Annotated in this window: 20 protein-coding genes and 1 pseudogene; 6 read left to right on the top strand and 15 right to left on the bottom strand. The window is 61.6% G+C overall.

Annotation, left to right across the window (positions count from 1 at the left end):
- Positions 1-76: 76 nt before the first annotated feature.
- Positions 77-685, top strand: coding sequence for a TetR/AcrR family transcriptional regulator (locus AC1DCM_RS09745; RefSeq protein ID WP_477518132.1), 609 nt, complete (start codon positions 77-79; stop codon positions 683-685).
- A gap of 38 nt (positions 686-723) precedes the next feature.
- On the opposite strand, the gene AC1DCM_RS09740 is transcribed toward AC1DCM_RS09745, so the two are convergent.
- The gene (locus AC1DCM_RS09740) at positions 724-2,661 is read right to left on the bottom strand and encodes a DUF5107 domain-containing protein (RefSeq protein ID WP_477518131.1); all 1,938 of its coding nucleotides are present in this window, start codon (positions 2,659-2,661) and stop codon (positions 724-726) included.
- A 115-nt stretch (positions 2,662-2,776) separates the two neighbouring features.
- Between AC1DCM_RS09740 and AC1DCM_RS09735 the strand changes: the two genes are divergently transcribed.
- Positions 2,777-3,028 carry a type II toxin-antitoxin system Phd/YefM family antitoxin gene (locus tag AC1DCM_RS09735; RefSeq protein ID WP_477518130.1) on the top strand — a complete coding sequence of 84 codons (252 nt, stop codon included), beginning with the start codon at positions 2,777-2,779 and terminating at the stop codon, positions 3,026-3,028.
- Positions 3,025-3,270: pseudogene (locus AC1DCM_RS09730) on the top strand (type II toxin-antitoxin system RelE family toxin); the annotation flags it as partial. The gene AC1DCM_RS09735 and the pseudogene AC1DCM_RS09730, both read left to right, overlap by 4 nt.
- Before the next feature lie 65 nt (positions 3,271-3,335).
- On the opposite strand, the gene AC1DCM_RS09725 reads toward AC1DCM_RS09730, so the two are convergent.
- From AC1DCM_RS09725 to AC1DCM_RS09700, 6 genes are all read right to left on the bottom strand, one after another.
- Positions 3,336-4,868 carry a glycoside hydrolase family 32 protein gene (locus AC1DCM_RS09725; protein WP_477518129.1) on the bottom strand — a complete coding sequence of 511 codons (1,533 nt, stop codon included), beginning with the start codon at positions 4,866-4,868 and terminating at the stop codon, positions 3,336-3,338.
- Positions 4,865-5,917: a LacI family DNA-binding transcriptional regulator gene (locus AC1DCM_RS09720; protein WP_477518128.1), complete on the bottom strand. Its 1,053-nt coding sequence runs from the start codon at positions 5,915-5,917 to the stop codon at positions 4,865-4,867. Before AC1DCM_RS09720 ends, AC1DCM_RS09725 begins: the two co-directional genes overlap by 4 nt.
- Before the next feature lie 15 nt (positions 5,918-5,932).
- A complete protein-coding gene (locus AC1DCM_RS09715) occupies positions 5,933-7,312 on the bottom strand; it encodes a right-handed parallel beta-helix repeat-containing protein (RefSeq protein WP_477518127.1) in 1,380 nt (459 codons plus the stop codon).
- Between the two features lie 47 nt (positions 7,313-7,359).
- On the bottom strand, positions 7,360-8,370 hold the full coding sequence (locus AC1DCM_RS09710) for a carbohydrate ABC transporter permease (RefSeq protein ID WP_477518145.1): 1,011 nt from the start codon (positions 8,368-8,370) through the stop codon (positions 7,360-7,362).
- Between the two features lie 74 nt (positions 8,371-8,444).
- Positions 8,445-9,332, bottom strand: coding sequence for a carbohydrate ABC transporter permease (locus AC1DCM_RS09705; protein ID WP_477518125.1), 888 nt, complete (start codon positions 9,330-9,332; stop codon positions 8,445-8,447).
- A 70-nt stretch (positions 9,333-9,402) separates the two neighbouring features.
- Positions 9,403-10,683 (bottom strand): ABC transporter substrate-binding protein, encoded by a 1,281-nt coding sequence (locus AC1DCM_RS09700; RefSeq protein WP_477518124.1) that lies wholly within the window; start codon positions 10,681-10,683, stop codon positions 9,403-9,405.
- Between the two features lie 266 nt (positions 10,684-10,949).
- Here AC1DCM_RS09700 and AC1DCM_RS09695 point away from each other — a divergent pair, with 266 nt between their 5' ends.
- From AC1DCM_RS09695 to AC1DCM_RS09685, 3 genes are all read left to right on the top strand, one after another.
- Positions 10,950-11,132: a hypothetical protein gene (locus AC1DCM_RS09695; protein WP_477518123.1), complete on the top strand. Its 183-nt coding sequence runs from the start codon at positions 10,950-10,952 to the stop codon at positions 11,130-11,132.
- Between the two features lie 192 nt (positions 11,133-11,324).
- On the top strand, positions 11,325-12,530 hold the full coding sequence (locus AC1DCM_RS09690) for a NosD domain-containing protein (protein WP_477518122.1): 1,206 nt from the start codon (positions 11,325-11,327) through the stop codon (positions 12,528-12,530).
- Between the two features lie 127 nt (positions 12,531-12,657).
- A complete protein-coding gene (locus AC1DCM_RS09685; RefSeq protein ID WP_477518121.1) occupies positions 12,658-15,246 on the top strand; it encodes a GH32 C-terminal domain-containing protein in 2,589 nt (862 codons plus the stop codon).
- A 47-nt stretch (positions 15,247-15,293) separates the two neighbouring features.
- Here AC1DCM_RS09685 and AC1DCM_RS09680 read toward each other — a convergent pair whose 3' ends face one another.
- From AC1DCM_RS09680 to speB, 8 genes are all read right to left on the bottom strand, one after another.
- The gene (locus AC1DCM_RS09680) at positions 15,294-16,061 is read right to left on the bottom strand and encodes a copper homeostasis protein CutC (protein WP_477518120.1); all 768 of its coding nucleotides are present in this window, start codon (positions 16,059-16,061) and stop codon (positions 15,294-15,296) included.
- Positions 16,062-16,070: 9 nt separating this feature from the next.
- Complete coding sequence (locus AC1DCM_RS09675; RefSeq protein ID WP_477518144.1) at positions 16,071-16,487, bottom strand: acyl-CoA thioesterase; 417 nt, start codon at positions 16,485-16,487, stop codon at positions 16,071-16,073.
- Between the two features lie 74 nt (positions 16,488-16,561).
- Complete coding sequence (locus tag AC1DCM_RS09670) at positions 16,562-18,640, bottom strand: ABC transporter ATP-binding protein (protein WP_477518119.1); 2,079 nt, start codon at positions 18,638-18,640, stop codon at positions 16,562-16,564.
- Positions 18,637-20,370 carry an ABC transporter ATP-binding protein gene (locus tag AC1DCM_RS09665; protein WP_477518118.1) on the bottom strand — a complete coding sequence of 578 codons (1,734 nt, stop codon included), beginning with the start codon at positions 20,368-20,370 and terminating at the stop codon, positions 18,637-18,639. The genes AC1DCM_RS09670 and AC1DCM_RS09665 overlap by 4 nt, the downstream gene beginning before the upstream one ends.
- A gap of 336 nt (positions 20,371-20,706) precedes the next feature.
- Entirely contained in the window at positions 20,707-22,779 is a 2,073-nt protein-coding gene (locus tag AC1DCM_RS09660; RefSeq protein WP_477518117.1) for an MFS transporter, read from the bottom strand.
- A 9-nt stretch (positions 22,780-22,788) separates the two neighbouring features.
- Positions 22,789-23,271: a MarR family winged helix-turn-helix transcriptional regulator gene (locus AC1DCM_RS09655; RefSeq protein ID WP_477518116.1), complete on the bottom strand. Its 483-nt coding sequence runs from the start codon at positions 23,269-23,271 to the stop codon at positions 22,789-22,791.
- 134 nt (positions 23,272-23,405) lie between these two features.
- Positions 23,406-25,109, bottom strand: coding sequence for a thiamine pyrophosphate-binding protein (locus AC1DCM_RS09650; RefSeq protein ID WP_477518115.1), 1,704 nt, complete (start codon positions 25,107-25,109; stop codon positions 23,406-23,408).
- Complete coding sequence (speB, locus tag AC1DCM_RS09645) at positions 25,106-26,176, bottom strand: agmatinase (protein ID WP_477518114.1); 1,071 nt, start codon at positions 26,174-26,176, stop codon at positions 25,106-25,108. The genes AC1DCM_RS09650 and speB overlap by 4 nt, the downstream gene beginning before the upstream one ends.
- Positions 26,177-26,178: the final 2 nt, after the last annotated feature.

The following is a 26,178-nucleotide window of genomic DNA, read 5'->3' as shown; positions in this document are numbered from 1 at the left end:
ACCACGCTAACACAAATTTCGAGTAGTTACTCTAATTTCAGTGTTCCAATCCCCGCCCGCTGTACACTGGCTTGCCATGACCACAAAGGACACGGCGAGCGCCAAGCGGGGACCCTATTCCAAGGCGAAGGAAAAGCGACGACTCATCCTCGACTCCGCCCACGCCGTGTTTGCCGCGAAGGGGTATTTGGGCGGCTCCCTGCAGGACGTTGCCAACCAAGCGGGCATGAGCCAGACCAGCCTCCTGCATTATTTCCCGTCAAAAAGCGATCTTCTGATGGGCGTCCTGGAGTGGCGCGACGAACTGACCGGAAGCGCGAATCCCTCCGCTGAGGAAGAGTCGCTTGTGGATGACGTGATTCGCACGGCGCTCCATAACGAGAAGATTCCCGGCGTCATCGAGCTCTACACAGTGCTGTGCGCGGAATCGATCACGAATGCCCATCCCGGCCGTGATTACTTCACAGAACGCTTCGAACGCATACGGGCAAGCTATAGGCGCTCTTTCTCGGCCTTGGCCCAGGAGGGCAAACTCCGGCCCGGCGTGGATCCAGCGTGGGCAGCCACGTCCCTGGTGGCCCTGTGGGACGGACTTCAAACCCAGTGGCTGTTGGCCCCGGACGCAGTAGATGTAGCAAAAGCCCTGCGCGGCTTCTTCGAAGTGATCCTGCTGCCTGAAGCGTGACGGGCCGAAAACCTGCTATGCGTTGCCGTTCCAGCCCCCTAGTGCATTCCAAATTGGTAGTTGAACGGCACAGCCTCGCCCGGACAGACTTCTTCCCAGAGCGCCGCGATGGCATCCTCTCCCTCGCGGAGGTCCGGTATCTCCACACCTTCGCGGAGGATGGTTGCGGCCTCGGCCGCCTTGCCCACACGGGCCAGTGCCAGGGCCCTAAGGAACCTCAAACGCCCGACGGCGGTGCCCTCCCTGGGTGCGGACTCCAGCAGTTCCAGCGCTTGGGCTGGATCATCATGGCGGATGCTGAGTGTCACGGCCTCGGTGAGCAACGCTGTGTTGGCGGAGTCGGCTTGAACGCCGCTCCTGAGTTCGCCCAGGCCCTCGCGATCCACGCCTTCGGCCAGTAACGCCAGCCCCAATCCGCGATGTGCGAGCGCCAAAGTCCCTGGCCGAACGCCCCCGGCAGCAAGCACCTCGCGATACGCCTCCTTGGCTCCTTCCAGGTCCTGCCGGGCATGCCTCATCGTGGCCACATGGAAGCGCGCCTCAGGACTTTCCTGTCCCTCCAGCAGCTCCTCCCAGTCAGCTCCGGCAACAAAGCTGGGCGCGGCGTCGAACGCTTTTCCCTTCAGCAGTTCCAGCCATGGTTCCTGCTCCGCTGTGACACTTTCATCGACGAACGGGGTGCCGCTCTCGTCAATCCAGCCCTTGCCCGTCCGACGCCGGCGGGCCCGCTCCACCACGCCCCAGCCGCTGCCGTGGAGCAGCATGGTGGACGGCGGGACGTCAGCATCGCTGATGGCGGCGGGCAGCATTGCTTCCAGGTCCTCGTGTGCCAGGAGCTCCTCGAGCCGCTGGCCGGCATGAGCCACGGCCGCATCCCAGTCCGATCCATGGGCCGTATCGGGGTCCAGATGCCCATTGCCGTACGCTTCCACCCAGGACCATTCCGCACCCGCCGACATGGCCAAATGTTCAAACTGGGTTCTCGCGAGACCAGCCTGGATCTCGGCGTAAGGGCCGGCCCCGGGGCTCAACCACTGTTGCCACCGTCTGCCTCCTTGGCCTTGTCCCCAGACGAAAAGCTTCTTGCCCCTCAGCCGGCTGGTGGACAGCATCGCCAGCCCGTCGCCGTCGTCGTCCGCAGCTACAACCCAGCGACGTTCGGATGGATCAATATCAAAGAAGAAGTCCGCGGCATGCGGGCTGTTGACCAACCACGTGCCGTCGTAGCCGTTATGGTCCGTGGGCCGAACGCGAGTGATGTCCGTGGCGTAGTCGCTGCCAAAAGCTTCGTCGGCCGGGGCGATCACGCGCGTGCGGTCCGTCTCCGGAATGGCCGCGTTGCTCCACCAGTACATGGGAACCTCGTGGTCATTGGGGTTGCGGATACGCACGGCCGCGAACAGCACGTCAGATTCGGCAGGCAACCATATGTCCACTTGGAAGACCACTTCCCGGAGCCGCTCGAAGTCCCACACACGTAGGATGTGCTTTCCGTCCAGCGTGTGGACGATCGCGGTGTGCAGAGGATCGCAACTGGTGGGTGAGTGACCGCGCGTGCCAATGTTCCACTCCAAACCGCCCGCGAACCACGCCTTGCGCAGCGCGATGTTGGCCAGCTGCGGCGCGTCGTGCGTGTGGAGGAGCTGCTTTCCCGTCACTTTGTCGAACAATTCCCAGATACGGCCGCCCAACGACGGTATGACCGTCGCCCGGAGTTTGCTGTTCTCAAGCACGACGGCGGGCAGCTCCTTGGGTGCCGCCTCCCGGCTGTAACCGTCCTGCATGAGGTACGGGAACACGTTGGGCACTACTCCGTAGCGGGCCGCCGCCTGGAGCTCTTCCGGAACACCCTCGCCTACGGTATAGGGCTGATCGAGTTCCGCTGCCACCACCGGCAAAGGGTTCAGTGGGCCAATATCTGCCATCGTCAGGGAAATGGTGGTGACGGTGAGGTTGGAAGGTGAGATGACAGCCATGTCAGGATCCGTTCGTAAGGAATTCAACGTCCACACCCACAGTCTCCTCGAACCGGGAAGCGAGCGCCAGAGCGGATAATTGCTTACGAATCGTAAGTTTCGTAAGGTTCGGGTTATGACAGTAACAACCGCGAATGAAGCGAGAATGCACTGGTCAGAACTCATTGACGCCGTGCGGCAGGAACCCGTCCACATCACCCGCCGCGGCCGCCCAGTAGCTGTAGTTGTTGACCCGGACTTCTACGAACGAGCCGTGGCAGCGCTTGAAGACGCTGAAGACCTGGCCGATACACACACGGCGAAGACCGAAACAGAACCACGCGTCACTCACGCGGAGTTGTTGCGTGAGCTTGGAATCGAGGCGTGAGCGCAGACCTCAACATCGCCTACACGGCCACGGCGGCAACGCAGATCCGCAAACTGGACAAATCCGCCCAGGTGAGGGTGTTGACGACCGTGGAAATACTGGGTGCCACTCCATGGCCGCCCAAAGCGACCCAGCTCGTTGGCGGCGATGGACAATGGCGAATCAGGCTCGGCGATTACCATATCGTCTACGAAATCCACGACCACGAACTCTTGATCCTGGTTGTGAAGGTAGGACACCGCAAGGAAATCTACCGACACCAGAAAGCTCTACGAAAGTCCGCACCGGCGGTTCCGGAACCCCGGGGTTACGACAAGGAGCTGACCACCAGTTTCCGCACAAGGGCGGTGCCGCCTTCCACGCGCAGCCCGGTGCCGAAGCTCCCAGGCAGGGGAAAGACCAGATCGCTCAGGACAACCCTGCCGTCTTGGGCGAAGACCTCCACTGATTGATCCACGATAATACGCAGCCTCAGCACGCCGCCGTCGAGCTTCACCGGTGCATGCTCTGCCGACGCGAACTTTTCGTGGAAGCCGGTGTTTCCGGAGTTTCGTCGATCCAAGATGAGCTGACTCGTTGCGGCGTCGAAGCTGAGAACCGTTGCGGCGCTCCCATCCGGGGCACCGAGCAGCCTGAAGGAAATGGTCCGGCATGAGCCGGGCAGGATCTCAGCCTCGATCAGCTGGGCTGCCCCGGGCACGGCGTCGGGCAGTTGCACCTTGGAGTTGTGAAGTTCGGCATCCTTGAGCATGCTGGCCGGCTTTCCAGATTCCAGCGGCAGCACCGGACGCTGCATGAGGCGAGGCATACCCTCTACGGTTGCAAGTTCGACCTCGCGGGCAAGCGACATGCCGGAGCGCCACGGGGCCGTTGGCAAGGAGTTGGCATAGTCCCAGTTGTTCATCCAGCCGATCATGATGCGGCGGTTCTCCGCGACATTGCTGAAAGAGACCGCGGCGTAGTAGTCACGCCCCCAGTCGAGCCAGAGGCATTGCCTGAGATCCATGGTTCCGTCGGCACCGGGTGAAACGAGCGAATCAGGATCGGCAGTGAACTGCACGCCATCGAAGTGCCCCACGAAGTACTGTCCTCCGGAGCCACCGGCCACGGCGCCAGGATTGACGTTGACAACCAGGACCCACTTGACGTTCTCCGGGTCGCCGTCGACGGGCAGCGGGAAGAGGTCCGGGCATTCCCATTCGCCTTCCGCCGAGTTCGCGGGGCCGAAAGTACTCAGGTATTCCCAGTCCTTCAGGTTCTCCGAGCGGTACATGACAACCTGCTGATGCTGGGCCTCCACGGCCACCATGATCCAACTGGAGCCGGCAGATCCCTCGTAGCGGAACACCTTGGGATCCCGGAAATGGGCCGAGTCACGGCCAAGCACCGGGTTGCCTGCATATTTGCTCCACGTCATGCCGCCATCCGTGGAAAACGCGAGGGACTGGGCCTGTGTCCCCCGATGCGCCGAGCCTTCCTTGAAGGCGCTCGTGTAGATGGCCACCAACGCCGGATCTTCCTCTGTGCCGAATCCTGACGAATTGCCGTGGTCCACCACGATGCTGCCGGAAAAGACGTCTTCTTCCTCGTCGCAGGCGATGGCAACCGGGTGTTCGGTCCAGTGCAGGAGGTCAGTCGAGGTGGCGTGCCCCCAGGACATGTTGCCCCAGACGTTGTCGAAGGGGTTGTTTTGGTAGAAGAGATGGTAAACGCCGTTGTACCAAAGCAGTCCGTTGGGATCGTTCAGCCAGGTGTTCTTGGCCGTGTAATGAAGTATCGGGCGCATCGTTGAGGCGGCGTCTTCGCCAGGAACGGCACGGTGCGTTGTTGTTTCAGTCATCGGAGGTCTTTCGGGAGGAGCGCGACGGAATCGCGAAGAACCATGGGGCATGGAAGAACGGTGGGGTGGGTGGCGAACAGCTGCAGGTCGGTTTTCCCTTCGATGGCATCGATCAGGTTTTCCGTTGCCCAGGCACCCATTTCGTAGTGCGGCAGGGCGACTGTTGTCAGCGCCGGGTAAAGGTTTTCGGCAATGAGTTCCTGGTTGTCGAAACCGACGAAGGAGATGTCATCCGGAATCCGCAGGCCAAGTTCCGCAGCGGCCCGGTAGGCGCCCATGGCCATACGGTCGTTGTAGCAAAACACGGCCGTTGGCCGGTTCTCGGATTTCAGCAGGCGCAGCGCCGCCTGGTAGCCACCGGGCATCTCCGAGATCTCGGACTGAACCAGTTCTTCGTGGAACGGCAGCCCGGCGTCTGCCAACGTCTCCTTGAAAGCCCTCAACCGGGAGTGGGTTGCGGGCACGTCGTCGGTGTTGTTGAGCATCCCGATCCGGGTGTGACCGGCGTCGATCAGTGTCTGCACTGCGGACCTTGCCCCGCCCACTTCGTCGGGGATGACGGAGGAAACAGTTTGGCTGATGTCTTCGGAGTCCACCAGGACTGCAGGCAGTCCAGCGAGGTTCTTGGGGACAGCCAGCTTCCGGTGATACATCGTGGCGTACAGGATGCCATCCACTTGCCGGTCCAGCAGATCCGCTACCTGGCTCTCCTTGGACTCCTGGGAGCTGGTGCTGGTGGAGTTGATGATCATGATGTTGTAGCCCCGGCGTTTCGCAGTTTCCTCTGCGCCCAGGATGATCCTGCCTGCATGCGGCGTGGTGGCGATTTCCTCGCTGATGAACCCCAGCATCCCTGAACGTTGTGTCCGCAGGGCCTGGGCCAGGCGGTTCGGACCATATCCGAGGCGGTGCGCAGCCTCCTGGACCCGCTCCCTCGTTCTTGCGCCAACCCGGGCGTAGGCGACGTCGTTGAGGACGTGGGAGACGGTGGTGACAGAGACCCCGGCCTCTGCCGCCACATCCTTGATACCCACTGATCTATTCGTCATTGGTTCCCCACGTCCTCATGATGTTGGTGCTGATCCTGCGATCGAATCAACATGTGCCGCCTGGAAACCGATTGTCGGTGTAGCCCTCAAAGCGTTAACAGCCCTATCTGCAATGACCTGGGCGTCAGTTCCGGAATCAAGGATCGTATTCCGGGCAGATTCGGCATCGACCAGGACGGCCGTAACGGCGAGCCCGTCAGAGACACCTGTGGACAACAGGGCGTCAACCTGGGCGGAGAAGCAGGAATCACTGGACGTGGCGTGAACGTCCATCGCCACCACATGGTTGTTGGACACGAAATTTCCAGCCCCCTCCAACAACCGGATGATGACCGGCGTCGCACCTGCAGGACGGATGCTCTCTGCGTCGATGACCTCGGAGAAGTGGTTGCCCACCACAGAGTTGTTGCTCCCGCTCACGCAGAGAAGCCCGTAAAGATCGTCCAGCCCGTTATCGACTCCCAGGAAGGGTGTCCAAGGCTCATGGTCACGCAAGAAGTGATTCGTCGCCACGAGATTCTCGGAACTGTTCTCTGCGAGAACCACCATCCCGGGATAGAACGAATGCAGCCGGTTGTTGGTGACGCTTGAACGCGTGACGCCGTCCAAATGAATGCTGCTGGCACCCCTGGGGAAGATGTTGTTCGCGGTTATCAAGAGCCCGCCATGGCTCTTGGCATAGATCGAGTGGCCCTTGAAACCTGCTCCGATCAAATTGTCGGTAATCTTTGACGCCTGTCCCCAACCGCGCAACTCAATGCAGCTCCCGCATTCAGCGATGAAGTTATCGTGAATGGAAAGCGCGTCAGCGTTGTGGATAGTGAGGGCGTTCTCCAGATAGATGAAACCCATCCCCGTGACGCGGAATGAATCATTGGCGCTTGCCACGTAGATACCGGTCTTGCCATTCACATACGTGTTCTCCGACGGCAGGTCCGAGCCATCAGGGGTGAAGTGCAAGCCGTCGATGCAGAAGTTGGAGAACTCCACCGAGCTGATCCGTGGGCTCCCGGTTCGCTCAACGTAGAAGGCGGCTCCCTCGGCTTCGTCCACACCACGCGGAAGGTCGACGATAACGCGACTTCCTCCGGGCCACAGCTCATGCAGATCAGGCCACTCGTCTTCGGGGACGTTGAACCGGATGCTCGAGGATGTAAAGCCGTGCCCCGAACCCTCGATCCTGAGGAAGCTGATATCGATCAGCACCTGCGTACGGAGATGGTAGTCCCCGGGCGGCAGGTAGATCACCGCTCCCGGCTTTCCTCCGTTGTTCACATCACTGGCTGCCTGCCGGGCCTTGACGTCGGCGATGATGCTGTTGATCACTTCACCGACGTCCTCGGACGGGTTGCCGACCGGCCACGTAGTCACGTCGTAGTAGTTGTTGCTTGACATAGCTTCTGCCCTTTTTGTGGTGTGGTTTCTCAGCCCTTGACGGCTTCTTAGCCCTTGACGGCGCCGAGCGTCATGCCTGCGACGATCTTGCGCTGCAGGAGAAGGGTGAGAAGGATGACCGGGATCGAGTACACGGCGGCCAGCGCCGTCATGGATCCCCAGTCCAGGCCGAACTGGGTCTGGAAGTTCGCGATGACCACTGGAGTGGTCTGCGAGCGGATGGCGGTCATCAGCAGCGCGAAGAGGAACTCGTTCCATGAGGCCAGGAAAGCGAAGATCGCGGTGACGGCGATGCCTCCGGAAACCACCGGGATCACCACCCGCCAGAGCGCACCGAGCCTGCTGCAGCCATCCACGGTTGCTGCCTCTTCCAGGTCGCGGGGAACAGCCTCGAAGAAGCTGGACATGAGCCAGATGGAGAGCGGCAAGGAAATGGTGGTGTGGGCAATGGACAATGCGATCGGCGTATCCGCCAACCCTGCCGAGGCCATCATGGATGCCAGCGGGATACCGATTGCTACCGGCGGCACCATGCGGGTGACCAGTGCGGCCATAATGAACACCCGGCCGCTCGGAGTCTTGTAACGGGTGATGCCATAAGCCGCCGGGACAGCCAGCACCAGCGAAAGCAGGGTGCTGATGATCGCCGTCTGGATGCTGTTGATGAATGACGCCAACACACCGCTGCGGCCCAGGGCGTTCGCGTAATTCTCCAGCGTCCATTCCTTGGGAAGGATGGTGGGTGGAACGGCGATGGTGTCGATTGGGGTCTTGAAGGACGTAAAGAGCAGGTACAGGAACGGGAACCCGTACAGCACCATGGCTGCGGCCAGCAGGATCCACAGGATGGTCCGCGTGCTGCGACGTCCAGCCTCAAGGCCTTCGCGATTTACACCACGACGCTTGCGCGGGGCGCTTGGCTCAGTAACCCCCGACGGCGGCAGCACAGTTTTGCCTGTCGCGTCACCGGGTGTTTGCTTCGCTGCCTGGGTGTGCTCGGCAGCTTGGGTGTGCTCGGCAGCTTGGGTGTGCTTGGCAGCTGTGAGCCGGGCGACCATTGCTGCCCGGCGCGGCCTGATGCCAGGAGCGGAAGCCGGTGTCCCGCCGTCGTGCGAGGTTTCTGCGGCGCTCATCAGTTGTCCTTTCCTGGCCGCCAGATGGTGGCCACCGCGAAGAATGCGACGGCGAGCATCGCCAGCAGGTAGATGGTGCCCATGGCGCTGGCCAGGCCGGGATCGCCGAAGCGGATCATGGTCCGGTAGATCAGCAGGCTCATGGTTTCGGAGGCGGACTGCGGGCCGCCGTTGGTTTGGATGAGGATGGTATCAAAGGCCCGGGCGGCATCGATTCCGCGGACCACCAGTGCCACGGCGATCACCGGGCGGAGGAGCGGAAGGATGATCTGGAACAGAAGCGCCGGTGCCTTGGCGCCGTCCAGGCGGGCTGCCTCGATGAGGTCGCCGGGGATGTTTTGGAGCCCTGCGAACAGCACCAGGCACATGAAGGACGTTGTGAGCCAGATGTCCGGGACGGCTACCGAGAACAGCACGATGTTCGGGTCCGAGAGCCAGCCGATCTGGTTGGGGTTGGATAGGATGCCTGCTTGGTGCATGATGGTCCCGATGAGGCCGAAGTTATCGATCATCAGGAACTTCCAGAGCAGGCCGGCCACGATCGGCGCAATCATCAGCGGGTATAGGAAGACCGTTCGCCAGATCTGGGACTTGCGTCCCAGCGTGGTGAACAGGAGGGCCATCCCCAGGCCGAGCGCGAACTCGAGCGTCACCACCACCACTGTGTAAGCCAGGGTTCGCCAGCCGGCACCCATGAAGGCTTCAGAGGCGAACGCTGCAGCGTAGTTTTGGAATCCGACAAAGTCACGCGGGCCGCCCGCGATGGGCGAGATCTTGAAGAAGCTGTCTGCGACGAGGCGGAACAGCGGGTAGGCCACAAACACGGCCAGGAACAGCGCCGCTGGGGTCATCAGGTATAGGGCGAAGCGGCGATCGGAGATACGCACGATTTTCTCTTCTGTTTGTTGGGGCCACGGCCGGCACCGGCTGAGTCGGCTGGTGCCGGCCGCGGAGTCTTTACTTGAGGAGGTCCTGGATCTGCTTCTTGGCGTCAGCCAGGAGGGTTGCGGAGTCGCCGCCAGCTACAGCCTTCTGCAGGAGCGGAACCAGCACGGTGTCCACAATCTGCTGCCACTTGGCTGTTGCCGGACGCGTTGCGGTTGCCTTGCCGTTGAGCGTTTCGATCAGCGGCTTGAAGCTCTCGTAGCCCGGCTGGTTCTGGTACTTCTCAAACGCTGAGATGCGCGAGGCGAGTCCGAGGCTGGATTCCACACCCATGCTGTTGTAGTCGTACGCGCACTTGATGAACTTCTTGGCTGCATCTGCGTTCTTGGTCGCCTTGGGTACGGACAGGTACCACGGTCCCGGGACACCCGCGACGCCGGCGCTGCCGCCAATCATCGCTGCAGCTCCCACCTTGCCTGCAACGGGAGAGTCCTTGGGGATCTGCCGGTAGGCGTGGGCCCAGAAGCGGGTCATGGCGGTCTTGCCCTGGTTGAACAGGTTCTGTGCCGCAGCCCAGTCAACCTGTGCAGCACCCGGAGGGGCGTCCTTGGTGAGGCTGACGTAGAAGTCGAGCGCTTCCTTGTGGGCAGCGTTATCGATGATCACGTTGTTGTTCGCATCAAGGACCATCGGCGAGCCGGCCTGCAGGACGTGGGCAAGCCATTCCGTTTCCACGGCGCCCTTCACGTCCGTGCCATACATGCCGTCCTTGGTGAAGAATTCGGAGATGTCCTGGTACTGCTTCCACGTGGTGGGAGCTGCCAGGTCGTAGCCGTACTTTGTCTTGAAATCTGCCTTGTTCTTGGCGTCCTCGAAGAGGTCCTTGCGGTACAGGATGATCTCTGCGTTGGTCCAGGCCGGCATTCCGATGAAGTGGCCGTCAACGTTGGCTTCCTTCACGAGGGCGGGGAAAATGTCCTTCTTGGCTTCATCGGTGAACAGTTCATCGATTGGCTGGACTGCATCCTTGAAGCTGGGGAGCCACACGGAGTCCAATGCCGCGACGTCGAAGGAGACATTGCCGGAGGAGAACTCACTGGAGAGCCGGTTGAACATGCCGTCATAGGGCAGTTCGACGAAGTTGACGTCGAGGCCGGTGTCTTTCTTGCATTGCTGGGCAACGCCTGTGAGCTCGGCGTGGCCTCCTGCTTCCACCAGGACGTTGACTGTGCTGGATGCGCTTCCGGATGTTGGTGCGGGGCCCCCGGCACCGCAACCGGTAGCTGCGAGTGCGACGGCAGTGCAGAGGCCGCCGAGTGTGACGAGCCTGGAGATGGTCTTTCGAGTGGACATCGCTGTCGACTTTCTCTTGGAACGGGATTGAAAGAATCTTTGGGGATGGAGAATCGTTTTGCCAAAACGACTTGGCAACACCATAGGCCCGATTTCGGCAGTATGTCAAGCGTCACATTTTGGCCAGTTTGGCGCCTTGACGCGCCGGATGCGCCAGCCCTAGAGTCATCGACGCTGGTAGATAAACCGTTTTGGCATATTTTGGCCGATTTGGCAGTTTTTGGCATCCGCTGTGCCCAGTGGGCATCCCCTTCAAAGGAGAACGTATGAAACCCATCCCGGACATCAGCCGGCGAAGTGTGCTCCGCGCGCTTACGGCGTCGGCAGCTGTCGCCTTCGCTTTCGCGGCCACGGGCAACGCTGCTGCCGCAGCACGTGAACAAGTGGCCGCAGCGCCCGACGCCGGTACTCAGCCGCAGGGGCACCGTCACCTGATCGGCGTCCTGTAGGGCATTCGTCTATAGAGCAGCCCTCTGTAGAACCACCCGGAACCGCAGGAGGCATGCGGCAGCATGCGTCTAAGCGAGGCACGAGCGAGCATCAGAGCACGGCGCCGGCGGTTCTGGCAGCACTTAAAGAGAAGCAGCACAGTCAGTAGAGCAGCACAGTTCAGTCCCCCAACGATGTGAGGAGAACCAGCTTTGACCACCGTCTATGACGTCACCACCTGGAGCGTGCCAGGGAATCCGTCCGCTACCCCGTACAACGACATCGGGCTCATCATTAACAGCATCATCGCTGACATCAAGAGCCAGCAGACCAGCCAGGCGTCCAAGCCCGGTGCCGTGATCTACATCCCGCCGGGAGACTACTCCCTCAAGACCCGGGTTAATGTGGACATCAGCTTCCTCACTATCCGCGGATCAGGCCATGGCTTCACCTCGCTGAGCATCCGCTACAACGCCGGCAATACGTCGGGCTGGCACGAGATCAACCCCGGCGCCAGCCGCGTGAGAGTGGAAAACACCGACGGGAACACGGACGCTTTCCGGGTCTACCGCACAGGCGATCCACGGATCAGCGCGGTCGTTTTCGAGAACTTCTGCCTCGACGGTGTGTCCTTCGGCTCCAACGAGAACGACTACACCAACGGCAAGACCGGCATCCGCTTCGATTCGGCCAACGATTCCTGCCGGGTGGAGCGGATGGGCATGGTGTACCTCGAGCATGGGCTTGTGGTAAGGGATACCGATGCCCTGAGCGTCAGCAGCAACTTCCTCGCTGAATGTGGATCCTGCGTGGAGCTGACAGGATCCGGCCAGGCCTCGAAAGTCACTGACAACCTCATTGGCGCCGGCTTCGTGGGATTCTCGATCTTCGCCGAGGGACACATGGGCTTGCTGGTCACGGGCAACAACGTCTTCCCCCGGGGCAAGAGCAGCGTGCACTTCAAGGACTGTACGCGCTCTTCCATCACGTCCAACCGCTTTCATGCCTTCTACCCGGGAATGGTGAACTTCGAAGGAAGCTGCACGGAAAACCTCGTTGGAGCCAATCACTTCCTGCGCCAGATGGAACCGTTCGATCCCCTCAAGCCCTACAACAACGGGCTCGACGATCTCTTCGGCCTGGTGCACATCGAGGGCAGCAACAACACCGTTACTGGAAACCACTTCAGCTACGACGTCGCCTCCGGATCGGTCACGCCATCAGGGCAGACGCCCACCATCATTTTGGTGGCTTCCGGAAACAACAACTTCATCGCCACCAACAACACTGTTTCGGCCATCGCGGTGCACACGGTAGTCCTGGATGCATCGACTTCGGGGTCCAAGGTGTTGGACAGCGGCGATAGCAACCAGGTGGTGAGGTACGCGTCCAATTATGCGTTCAGGGCAACGCCGTAAACCGAACGCCGCAACAGCACGGCGTCATCGCACGGCATAAGTAACGACGACGGCGGGCGTCGCCCCACGAGGCGGGTCCGCCGTCGTCATCCTGCAACGCAAGCCCTTGACGAAAGGTCTGTCAACGATGACAAGACGCACCAAAGCCTTAATGTCGATCGGGGCGGCCGTGGCTCTCACCGCTGCCTCATTCTCCTTCGCAGCCACCGCCCAGGCCACCGACCCGGATCCGGCCACCCAGCAATACCGGCCGTACCTGCACTACACGCCGGAAGCGAACTGGATGAACGATCCCAACGGCCTCATCTTCCACAACGGGAAATACCACATGTATTACCAGTACAACCCCAACGGGACACGCTGGGGTGACATGAGCTGGGGCCACGCCTCCTCCACCGACCTGATCCACTGGGACGAACAACCACTCGCCATTCCGCGGGGCTTCAATGGATCCGGCCAGGTCATCGAGGAAATCTTCTCCGGATCCGTAGTGGTGGACACCCAGAACACCAGCGGGCTCGGGACCCTCCAAAATCCACCGTTGGTGGCCATCTACACGAGCAATTACACTGCGGCCCACCCCACCCTCGCCGGCAAACAAGCGCAGTCGCTGGCGTTCAGCACCGACGACGGACAAACCTGGACCAAGTACGGCAACAACCCGGTCCTGAGCAGGAACACCTCCAGCTTCCGCGACCCCAAAGTCTTCTGGTACGACTCCCCCACTGGTCCGGACTACTGGGTCATGGCAGCCGTTGAAGCCGACGAACACCGCGTCCTCTTCTATAAGAGCAACGACCTCAAGCAATGGAACTATCTGGATGACTTCGGTCCCGCAAATGCAACAGGCGGGCAGTGGGAATGCCCTGATCTGTTCCCCCTAGCGGTTGACGGAGACCCGAATAACGTCAAGTGGGTCCTGTCCGTGAACATCAATCCTGGAGCCGTCGCCGGCGGCAGCGGCGGACAATACTTCGTTGGAACCTTCAACGGCACGTCCTTCACCGCCGAAAATATAGATCCCGCCAGCCAGCTTCCCCCCGGAAACGTCCTTGCCGGCTTCAACAGTGGCAACTACAGCGGCTGGAACGTCCAGAACGATCCGTCAAACAGTTCCGGGCCCTGGGGAAGCGCCCCCGCCTCCGGAAGTCTTTCAGGACAAATGGCGGTTACCGGCACCATCGGAGCCGGGCTGGTTAACGGCTTCCACGGTGGAGATGCTCCCGTGGGCACCATGGAATCAGCACCCTTCACACTGGACAAGGACTACCTCAACTTCCTCGTCGGCGGCGGAAAACACCCGCAGGAAGCCGGGAAACAGTCGGGAAACCAGGCCCCTCCGGGCTACCTGCTGTTCGACGGCTTCGACTACCCCGGGACCCTCACGCAAGCCGGCTGGCAGCTCACCGGCGACTTCCAAGCGGCACTGAACCCCTCGACGTCGGGTGGTGAATTCGCCATCGGGAAACGGATCAACACCTTCGAAGGCGGCCCGAACCAAGACAACAACGTCGGCACCATCACCTCCCCCGAGTTTTACCTGACCAACACCAACATCGGCTTCCTCCTGGGTGGCGGCACCCGCACTGGCGGGGAACTGCAGGTTGAGCTGCTGGTGGGAGGGGTGCCGGTGCGCACGTCAACGGGCACGAATTCGGGCGACCTGAACTGGCAGAACTGGGACGTTTCCCCTTGGTACGGCCAGATCGCGCGCATCCGGGTTGTGGACAACGCGACCGGGCCTTGGGGCCACCTGACACTGGACAACATGGTGTTGGGTTCGGAACCGGCGAAGCCCAGAAGTGCTGAAACCACCGTGAACCTTGTGGTCAATGGCCAAACAGTCCGCACAGCCACCGGCAACGACTCCGAACATCTGGAGTGGAACGCCTGGGACGTCAGCCCCTACAAAGGCAGCCAGGCCACCATCAAGATCGTGGACAACAACCGCGGCGGTTGGGGACACATCCTCGCCGACGAATTCGTTTCCTCGGATGCCTCCCACCTCGAGCAGCATGATTGGCTGGACTGGGGCAGGGACTACTACGCCACGGTGTCCTTCAACAATGCTCCAGACGGCAAACGCATCATGCTGGGCTGGATGAACAACTGGGACTACGGCCAGGACACTCCCACCAGCACGTGGCGCGGAACCATGGCGTTGCCGCGTGAAGTCGTCCTTACACAGACGTCCGAGGGCCCGCGGCTGCGGCAGCAGGTGGTGTCCCAAGCCGATGCCTTGAAGAACACGGCAGCAGCGTACACGGCGCCGACCCAGGACATCACGCCGGGAACAACCACGCTTCCCATCACAGGTGATGTGGTCCAGATTGACGCAGAGTTCTCTCCGGGAACGGCGTCGGCGTTTGGCCTGAAAGTCCTCGACAACGGAACCGAAGCAACCCGCATCGGCTACGCTCCCTCCACGAAACGGCTTGCCGTCGACAGGACGAACTCAGGCAACGAAGGATTCCATCCAGCCTTCAGTTCAGTAGAGGACCCGCGGGTGGAGTTGATCAATGGCCGGCTTCGCCTGCGCCTGTATGTGGACCGTGCATCCGTGGAACTCTTCGCCCAGGACGGTCTGACCACCATCACGGACCAAGTCTTTCCCAGCGCTGGGGCAACCCACATCTCGGTCTTCTCAGAAGGAGGAACGGCACGGCTGGAAAGCCTCACGGTTACTCCCCTCAACCAGGCTAGGTGGGGAAGCTGACGGGGCAGTGGAAGCCTTTTGGGAGTGGAACCTATGCCGGATTGGAACTATTCGGGGGGAGCACCCAGTTCCAGCGCGTTGATCTCCGCCCTCGCCATGCGGACCGTTTCCCGGTCTGTGACGGTATAGGCGGTGGGGTCGTCACCGTCCTGCGCGCCAAGGGAGATGCTTCGTTGCCCCTGGGTAGAGACAGTTCTCTTGGCGGACATATGAACGGCCGAGAGGCCGGCCGCGTGCATCGCCGGGATGTCACCAAGCCTTAGTCCGCCTCCGGCCATGATCTCCAAGGCTCCCCCGGCCCGCTCCACCATCTCGGAAAGGTTGGCAAGGCCTTCACCTGCTGTGGCCTCGTGGCCGGACGTGAGAACCCGGGTGAAGCCGAGTTCAAGCAAGTGATCAAGGGTGGCCATGGGGTCGCGTGATTGGTCAATCGCGCGATGGAAGGTCAACTGCGCTTCAGGGTTGGCCTGCCGGGCAGAATCCACCAGGCGTTGGACCGCGTGAACATCGATGTCGCCCTCTGAGGTCAGGGCGCCCACCACTATGCCGTGGGCGCCCTGAGCCAGCAGGTGACGTACTTCGTGCACCATGGTGTCCACATCCGAGGCGGAGTAGTGGAAATCGCCGGGGCGGCATCTCACGAGCGGATGGATCTCCAAGCGTCCGGCAACGTGTTCAATGCTGGCTTCCATGAGTCCCTGGCTCGGTGTGATGCCACCAAGTTCCAGGCTGCTGCAGAGCTCAATCCGATCGGCACCTTCGGATGCGGCCGTACCGGCGCCCGCCGCGCTCACCACGGCGATTTCAAGTTTCATGGTGAAACTCTACGCGCGGTAACGCTCCAGCTTTTCCTTCTGGTCTGGAGTGAGCCTGAGGACTCTGCCGGTAGCTTCCGCCACGAAGGCCAGGTGTGTAACGGCCTTGACGCAGTCTTCCCTTGTGACGGGGTCCTTGATGACGTAGTGCAGATCAAAGCTGGCCCCCTTGACGACGCCAACCCAGATCTCCACCACTGCCGGGATGTTGCGATATTCCAACGTCCGCACGTACCGGACTTTGTGCTCCACAACCAACGTCATGGTGCCCTCTTCAACATCATTGAAGAGGGCAGCCGGTGGTTCTACCCCTGGAAGGCCAGCACCTCGTGGTGGTCCGAAAGCCGCGATTCGGGCTTCTTCCAGCATCCGAACGATCTGCACATTGTTGATATGCCCGTACGCATCCATGTCACCCCAGCGCATAGGTACGAGTACCTCAATGCGCTGGGGTGCCACGGAATTCTGGGCTTGCACCCCGGTGCTCAGGGAATCCGCGCTCAGCTGTGCACCGCCGTCGAATCATCCACGGCGGTCTCTTCCTCACCGGCAAACTGGGACATGTAGAGGCGGTAGTAGGCGCCCTGGAGCACCAGCAGCTGGTTGTGGTTGCCCTGCTCCACGATCTGCCCGTTCTCCATCACCAGGATCGTATCGGCGTCGCGGATAGTGGACAAACGGTGGGCGATGACGAAACTCGTCCGGTCCGTGCGGAGCGCGGCCATGGCCTTCTGCAGCAGCAGCTCAGTACGGGTATCCACCGAGCTCGTAGCTTCATCAAGGATCAACAGCGACGGATCGGAGACGAAAGCACGTGCGATGGTGATGAGCTGCTTCTCACCTGCGCTGACGTTATTGCCTTCTTCGTCGATGATCGTCTGGTAGCCGTCCGGGAGGGCCCGGACGAAGCGGTCCACGTAAGTGGCCTTGGCCGCTTCCATGATTTGTGCTTCGGTGGCGTCCAGGTTGCCGTACTTGATGTTGTCGTAGATGGTCCCGCCGAAGAGCCAGGCATCCTGCAGCACCATACCCACCTTGGACCGCAGCTCGGAGCGGCTGAGGTCCTTGATGTCCACGCCGTCCAAGGTAATGCGTCCGGCATTGAGCTCGTAGAAGCGCATTACCAGGTTCACCAGGGTGGTCTTTCCGGCCCCGGTGGGTCCGACGATCGCCACGGTGTGGCCAGGCTCTGCGCTGAAGGACAGGTCCTCGATGAGGGGCTTGTCCTCCACGTAGCTGAAGGAGACGTGCTCGAACTCCACGTGGCCATCGGTCTTTGCAGGCAGGTGGCGGGTACCGGTCTCTTCAACTTCTTCGTCGGCGTCGAGGAATTCGAAAACGCGTTCGGCCGAGGCAACACCGGACTGCAGCATGTTGGCCATGCCGGCGATCTGGCCGAGCGGCTGGGTGAATTCCCGCGAGTACTGGATGAATGCTGTGGCGTCGCCAAGGCTCATCGAGCCTGAGGCAACCCGCAAGCCGCCCACCACTGCAATGCCGACGTAGGACAGGTAGGACACGAAGTTCATGGCCGGGAAAATTACGCCGGAAACAAACTGGGCGCCGAACGAGGCCTTGTACAGGGCCTCATTGCGTTCATCGAAGCGCACCAGCATGTCAGCATCACGGCCAAACACCTTGACCAGGTCATGCCCGGAGAATGATTCCTCGATCTGGCCATTGAGCGAGCCGGTGTTCTTCCACTGTGCAGCGAAGAGCTTCTGGCTCCTGGCACCAATGACGCCGGCCATGACACCGGAGAGTGGCAGCGCGATCAGTGCGATCAGTGCCAGTTCCCAGGACACGATGAACATCATCACCGTGATGCCCAGCACCGTAAGCACCGAGCTGACCAACTGTGCGAACGCCTGCTGCAGTCCCTGCTGGACGTTGTCGACGTCGTTCGTAACGCGGGACAGGATGTCGCCGCGCTGGCGGGTGTCGAAGTAGTTCAGCGGGAGCCTGTTGAGCTTTGCCTGGACATCATTGCGGAGTTGCTTGATGACGCGCATGACGATCCTGTTGAGGAGCCAGCCCTGGGCCCACAGGAAAATGTTGGCCACAAAGTACATCAGGAGCACGATTGAAATGAGGAACGTCAGTTTGGGGAAATTGATTCCGTTGGTGAGTTCCATCTTGGAGACCATGTCCGCAAAGTTCTCTTGGCCTTGCTGGCGCATGAGCTCGACGAATTGTTCCTGGGAGACGCCGGGCGGGAGCTGCTTGCCCATGACGCCGCCGAAGATCACGTCCATGGCACTGCCCAGAATCTTGGGCGCAATCACATTCAGGACCACCGAGACAACCACAAGGCCGATCACGATGTAGACGCCCACGCTCTCAGGCTTTAACAAGCCCATGAGTCGCTTGGCCGATGGCCAGAACTCCTTGGCCTTCTTGGCGGGAACATCGCCGAACATGCCGCCATCGGCTTCCGAAGGGACGTACTCCTCCTCTACGAAGTCGTCGTCATCAAGTGCCTCGGTTGCCACGTCTGCCTCGTCTGAAGCCCGGGCATTCTTCGCGGCCTCTGCCTTGGCAGCCCAGCCACGCTTCTTCTGCTGGTTCTGCTCGCTCATGCGACTTCCTCTACACTCAGCTGGGATTCAACGATTTCCTGATAGGTGGGCGAAGTTTCCAGCAGTTCGTCGTGCGTTCCGCGGTCCACGATCCGGCCGTTATCCAGAACCAGGATCTCGTCCGCATCGGCAATGGTCGAGACGCGTTGGGCAACGATGATGACCGTGGCGTCACGTGTCTTGGCCTTCAAGGCCTTCCGGAGCCTGGCATCTGTGGCAACGTCCAAGGCTGAGAAAGAATCGTCAAACAGATAGACATTCGGCTTGGTGACCAGGGCCCTTGCAATGGAAAGGCGCTGGCGCTGGCCGCCGGACACATTGGTGCCGCCCTGGGCGATCCGCCGGTTCAGGCCGGATGACTTTTCCTCAACAAAGCCCTTGGCCTGCGCGGTCTCCAGCGCCTCCCAGAGTTCCTCGTCGGTGGCCTCGGGCTTGCCAAAGCGCAGGTTGTGCTCGATGGTCCCGGAGAAAAGATACGGCTTCTGCGGCACGGCCGAGACGCGGCTGGTGATCTCCGACGCGTCCAGTTCGGTGACTGGGACGCCGTCGAGCAGGACATCACCTGAGGCGACATCGTAAAGCCGCGGCAGCAGGGAGACCAGGGTGGTCTTGCCTGCGCCCGTGGAACCGATGATCGCCAGGGTCTTGCCCGGCTCAGCGGTGAAGGAAATGTTGCTCAGCACCGGCGCCTCGGCTCCGGGGTACTTGAAGGTGACATCGCGGAACTCCACGCGTCCCTTCTTCTCGGCCGGAACCACAGGGGATGTCGGGTTGTGGATGGAAGGCTCCACATCCAGCACCTCGCCGATGCGGTCTGCACAGACGGAAGCACGGGGAATCATCATGGCCATGAAGGTTCCCATCATGACTGCCATCAGGATCTGCAGGAGGTACTGAAGGAAGGCCGTGAGAGACCCTACCTGCATGTCGCCGGAGTCCACACGCTGGCCACCAAACCACAGGACCGCCGCAGTAGACAGGTGCAGGATCATGCCGATGGCCGGGAACATCAGGACAAAGAGATTGCCGATCTTCACGGACACGGCGGTGAGGTCCTGGTTGGCGTCACCGAAACGCTTGGCTTCATAGGGTTCGCGCACGAAGGCGCGGACAACCCGGATACCAATGATTTGCTCGCGCAGCACACCGTTGATGGCATCGATCTTGGTTTGCATGGAACGGAACAGCGGCATCAGCCGCACCACGAGGTAGCCCACGACAGCCACCAGGAGGGGCACGGAAACCCAGACCAACCAGGACAAGCTGAGGTCCTCGCGGAGGGCCATGAAGATGCCACCCACGCACATGATGGGTGTGGACACCATGAAGTTCAGGCCCATCAGCACCAGCATCTGGACCTGCTGGACATCGTTGGTGCCGCGGGTGATCAGCGTAGGAGCACCGAAACGGTTCACGTCCTGTGCCGAGAAGCTGCTCACTTGGCGGTAGACGCTGCGCCGGAGGTCCCGGCCGATCGCCATTGCCGTCCGTGCACCGAAGTAGACGGCGGCGACGGCGGTGAGCACCTGGCCGAGTGCGACGGCGAGCATCAGCGCGCCGGTCCGCCAAATGAAATCGGTGTCGCCGCGGGAGACTCCCTCGTCAATGATTTTGGCGTTGAGGCTTGGGAGGTAGAGCGTGGCAATAGTGGACGCCAACTGGAATATGAGGACGGCCACTATCTGCGGCAAATACGGCTTGGAGTAGCGCCGTATAAGGGTGACAAGCATGCCCACGGGTCCTTAGAAAGAGTGCGTGAATGAAGTAAGAGAAGTTTTGCAGCAGGGGCTGACAGTATTAGCCTCCCCACTCTACGAAATCCGTTGCCTCGGCGAAACAACCTAGGGAAAAGATCATCCCTGCGGAGTATTTCCCGTGTCGGATGTGCTCCCGCTGGCGCAGGCGGGGCGAGCCGCTGCAGGCCGGATCAGCCGGTGCAGGCCGGATCAGCCGGTGCAGGCAACAAAAACGCCGGCTGGTCACCCAGCCGGCGCTTTCTGTCCCGCCCTCGTTCGCCACGCCCCGCGTACGTCGGGAATTTCGAACGAGGGCAGGATCTGTGATGGTTAGCCCGCGTGCTTGCCGTGGTCCGAACGTGCTTCTACGCCTTGGAGGAGGATCAACGCCATGCGTTCCTGCTGCCTGCGTTCACGCTTGAGCTCCTTGCGGAGGGCGGCGAGCTTTTCCGCGGTATGGGCCTGCTGCTCGGCGACCGTCTGCTGCTCCCGCAAACGTGCCTGCAGTTCAACGTTCGCGCGACTCAGCTGCAATTGCTGTTCGGCCAGGACGTACTGGGTGCGGGACAGTTGTTCCTGCAATTCCTTGACGTCGGCAGTTGCCTGGGGGCGTTCCTGGGTCAGGATCCGCGCAAATTCGAGGTCAAGATCGGATCCGGAGTCCGTGGCCGGGCCTTGGCGCTCCCCCACCGGAACCTGACGGGCACCCCCTGAAACGGCGGGCTCGGCACCCACGTGGCGTGCGCCGTCGTCGGACGTTCCGATCTGGCCGACTGGGGAATCGGCTGTATCAAGGGAAGTGGTATCCAGAGTCATGGCAGCATCTCCGGATGCCGTTGCCACGAGTTCCTTCTCCGGTGCCGCATCGACAGTGCGCCGCAGCGGGCGTTCCTTGATGAAGAGCACGGCCAGGAGCGCCACCACGCTGATGATCGCGGAGATCAGGAAGATCTGGGCAGTGGCATCGCCGTAGGCAGCGCGCATGATGTCCGCGATGGGAGCAGGCATATCAGCCAGGTCCATACTGGCACCGGACCCTCCACCTTGGACCGGAATACCGGCGGCGGCCATCCCTTGAACGGCCAGGTCCTTCACGTGGTTGGACATGATGGCACCCAGGACGGACACACCGATTGCGCCACCCACAGAGCGGAAGAAGGCCACCGAGGCACTGGCCGTTCCAATGTCCTTGGCCTGGACCGTGTTCTGCACGGCGAGCACCAGGTTCTGCATCAGCATGCCCAGCCCGAGGCCGAACACACCGGTGTAAATGGCTACGATCCACAGTTCAGTGGTGTGGTCCATGGTGCCGGCGAAAGCGAGGCCGCCGATCAGGAGCACTGAACCGGCGATCAGGAACCGCTTCCATTTGCCAAAGCGGCTGATCAGGACGCCCGATGCCACAGAACCAATGAGGTTGCCTGCGATCATTGGCAGCGTCAACAGGCCGGCCTCAGTGGGCGTGGCTCCACGGGCCACCTGGAAGTACTGGCCCAGAAAGGTGGACGAACCGAACATGGCGATACCGACCGCGATCGACGCGATGATGGCAAGAGCTGTGGTGCGCTCGGAGATGATCTTGAGCGGAATGATCGGCTGGGCCACTTTGGTTTCCACCAGCACCAGGAGGGCCAACAGCACTACGCCTCCGCCGACCATGAGGGCTGACTGCCAGGAGAACCAGTCGTAGTAGTCCGGGTTACCGGCGAAGGAAACCCAGATCAGGAGCAGGCTCACGCCGGAGGTCAGCAGGATGGAACCGAGCCAGTCGATCTTCGCGGGGCGCTTGATGTGCTGGATCTTCAGGGTCACCTGGAGCAGGATGAGCGCAACAACGGCCAGCGGCACGCAGACGAAGAAGGTCCAGCGCCAGCCGAGCGGGCTGTCCACAATGAAACCACCCAGCAGCGGGCCGCCGGCAGTGCCCACCGCCATCACGGCACCCATGTAGCCGGAGTACTTACCACGATCCCGCGGCGGGATCATGGAACCGATGATTGCCTGGGCCAGGGCGGTGAGGCCACCCATGGCGATGCCTTGAACGACACGCGCAGTAAGCAGCAGCGGAATCGTCTCGGACAAGCCGGCCATGACGGAGCCCGCCACGAAGATAATGATGCTCAGCTGGACCAGGAGCTTCTTGTCGAAGAGGTCAGCGAGCTTTCCCCAGATGGGTGTAGTGGCTGCGTTCGCCAGCAAAGCGGCGGTGATGACCCAGGCGAAGTCAGTTTGCGTGCCCTTGAGTTCGGACATGATGGTTGGCAGCGCATTGGCGACGATTGTGCTGCTGAGGATCGCGGTGAAGAAGGCAGCGAGAAGACCTGTGAGGGCTTCCATGATTTGCCGGTGGGTCATGGGTGCTGCGGTATTCCCCAGGGCGGCATTCTGAATTGGTGTGGCCATGCGTGGCTCCTAAGCTATGTGAGTCGTCGTAGTGGAGCCGGCCGCCGTTGCCCGGATTGAGTCCTTGAGGGACGTGGTGAGTTTGTTGATGACCTGGGAGGCCTCGAGGGCGTCAGCCTCGCTCCAATCCGCCAGGTAATCCCGCAGCCTCACGCTGCGTTGTTCTTCGAAGTCGCGCAGCTTCGCCGCGCCATCCTCCGTCAAAGCAAGGAGCTGGGCCCTGCCGTCCGCCGGATCAGGCCGCCTGGCGACGAAGCCAAGTTCCTCGAGTTCAGCGACGTGTCTGCTCAGGACCGGCGCACTGACACCCAGGCGCGCAGCCAGCGCCGTTGCCCGGGTCTCCCCCTCGCCTATGAAGCGCATGACGCCTTGGACCGCCATCCCGACGTCGGGAACGCGGGCCATGTGGGCGGTTACCACGCAGCGCAGAGTGCGCTGGAGGTCGAATATTTGATGCACAAGATCGGTTGCTGTGGCAGAACCGACGGACATGGAAAACACCCCTTTTTTGTTTGCCTAGAGCAACTATAACTCATATTGATTGCTTTGGGAAACTAAAGAAGCGACTGGACCCTTAAAAACATCAAGCCCCGCACGGATAGCGTGCGGGGCTTGACCCTGGGTACTTAGTGGTCCAGGTGGGTGGGGCCGAACATCTTCAGCAGCGTCTCAACCACGACGACGTTAGGGCCGTCAGCTTCGAAGGACGCTTTGAGCGCGTCCCCCACTTCCTCCGAGGCCACCCGACGGGCGGGAACACCGAAGGACTCGGCCAGCTTGACGAAGTCTGGTCGTGCAAGCTCGGTGGCCGTGGCCTTGCCGAAAGCGCCCACCATGTATTCGCGGAGGATGCCGTAGCCGCCGTCGTCCACGATCAGCCAGGTGACCGGGATGTTGTGTTGCTTCGCCGTGGCAAGTTCGGAGATGGAGTACATGGAGGAACCGTCACCGGATACAGCCAGAACCCTGCTGGGTTTGCCCGTGGTTTCCAATCCCACGGCGCCGCCGATGGCTGCCGGGAAACCGTAGCCGAGGCCACCGGCGCCCTGTGCCGAATGGAACTGACCTTCGCGGGCGTCCCAGCAGCTCCAGCCCCAGTACGCGGAGATGGTCATGTCCCAGAACGTCTGCATGTCAGCCGGGACAGCTTCACGGATATCGGCCATGAACTTCAGTTCCTTGGCCAGGTCCTGTGATTCCAGGCGGGCCTTCACCTTGGCCAGGGTTTCCTTCACCAGGTTCTCAGGTGCGGTGCCATGCCAGGAACGCGTCACCGTGTCAGCGGCACCGGCTGCTGCGAGAGCTTCGTCCAGGGCTGCGAGCGCCTGCCCGGCGTCGGCACGGATGCCCAAACCTGGCCGGTTGGATTCGAGGACGCGAGGTTCGGCGTCGATCTGGATGATGCGGCCGCGGGGTTCGAACGTGAAGTAATTGGAGGTCACTTCACCCAGGGATGAACCGATGACGATGAGTACGTCTGCATCTTCCAGGACATCGGTCATGTACCGGTCCTCGATCCACGACTGCAAGGACAACTCATGCTTCCACGGAAACGCTCCGTTGCCGCCAGGGGTGCAGATCACCGGTGCGCGCAGCTGCTCGGCGATGGAGAGCAGCGACTTCTCAGCCCGGCCACGGCGGGTACCGCCGCCTGCGATGATCGCCGGACGTTCCGCCGTCGAAAGCCACTTCACGGCCTCGCGGATCAGCTCGACGCGTGGAGGGTTGTCTGCTGCCTCGGCGAGCGCGTCCTCCACAGGCGGGACCATGATCGGATCCAGCAGGACGTTCTGCGGGATCTCGATCCATACGGGGCCCTGTGGTGAGGAAATCGCCTCGGTCCAAGCGTCCTGGATGGCCGACGGGATGCCCGAGGCATGCTGGATCAGGCGCTGGCTCTTGGTGACGTTCGCAGCCGAAGCCTTCTGGTCATCCAGCTGGTGCAGCATGCCCTTGCGGCGAGCGCCCAGGCCCTCAAGCGGAATCTGGCTGGCTACAACCACCATCGGAACACCGGTGGCGTAGGCCTCCTGCAAACCAGCGAGGGAGGTCAGCGCGCCGGGGCCGGTGGACAGGAACAGTACGCCCACTTCGCCGGTGGCGCGGGAGTAGCCATCAGCCGCGAACGCAGAATTGTTCTCCACACGGGAGGAAACGAAGTGCAGGTTGCCGCGGCCCATGGCGTCAAAGAGGCCCAAAGCGTGCTGGCCCGGGATGCCAAAGACCGTCTTCGCGCCGAGCGCTTCGAGGGTCTCGACGACGAGGTCCCCGCCGTTGCGCTGATCAGTGCCCTTCGTGGGCGCAGCAGTGCCGGGATCGAAATCGATCATCGCGTCTCTCCTGCGGTGCCCGTTGCCTGGGCGAGTTCTGCGATGCGGGCGCCGAGGGCCTGCTGGGCGTAGCCGTTCGGTGAACCGTGACGGTCACCTTCCACGGCGTTGTCTGCCATGAGGGTTACCAGTTCATAAGCAACGTGGCTGCCGGCAACGCCAGTGATTTCGGCGTGGTCATAAGCCGGGGCAACTTCCACGATGTCAGCACCGACGAGGTTCATGCCACGGAAACCACGGATGATCTCGAGCAGTTCACGGCTGGTGATGCCGCCGGCTTCGGGGGTACCGGTGCCGGGCGCGTGTGCAGGATCCAGGACGTCGATGTCCACCGAGATGTACAGCGGGCGATTTCCGATGCGGTCGCGGATCTTGGCCACTGTCTCCAGGACGCCCTGGTAGTAGACGTCAGCGGAGGTGACGATTCCGAAGCCAAACCGGTGGTCGTCGTCGAGGTCTTTCTTGCCATACAGCGGACCGCGGGTACCCACGTGGCTGATGGCCTCCGTGTCCAGAATGCCTTCTTCCACCGCGCGGCGGAACGGCGTGCCGTGCGTGTACTCCGCGCCGAAGTAGGTGTCCCAGGTGTCCAGGTGTGCGTCGAAGTGGAGCATGGCCACCGGCTCACCGGCGCGCTCTGCTGCTGCCCTCAGGAGCGGAAGGGCGATGGTGTGGTCGCCACCCAGGGTGACGAGCTTGCTGCCGTTGGCGGTGAGGTCCAGCGCATTCTGCTGGATGGTCTCGATGGCCTCGTTGATGTTGAACGGGTTTACCGCCATATCGCCGGCATCGGCCACCTGGATGTTCTCGAAGGGGCTGACGTCCCAGGCAGGGTTGTACGGGCGCAGCAGGCGGCTGGCCTCACGCACATGGTTCGCGCCGAAGCGGGCGCCGGGACGGTAGGAAACACCGGAATCGAAAGGTACGCCAACAACCGTGACGTCAGCTTTGGATACCTGGTCCAAGCGGGGCAGGCGGGCGTAGGTGGCGGCACCGGCGTAGCGCGGGATGCGGGATGAATCGATGGGACCGAGGTTCCCGTTGGCTTCAATACGGAGCTCTTCCAAAA

The organism is Paenarthrobacter sp. 10N417 (genome assembly GCF_056394745.1).
The sequence above is the reverse complement of the archived record's forward strand: the minus strand, read 5'-3'. Positions and strand labels throughout refer to the sequence as shown.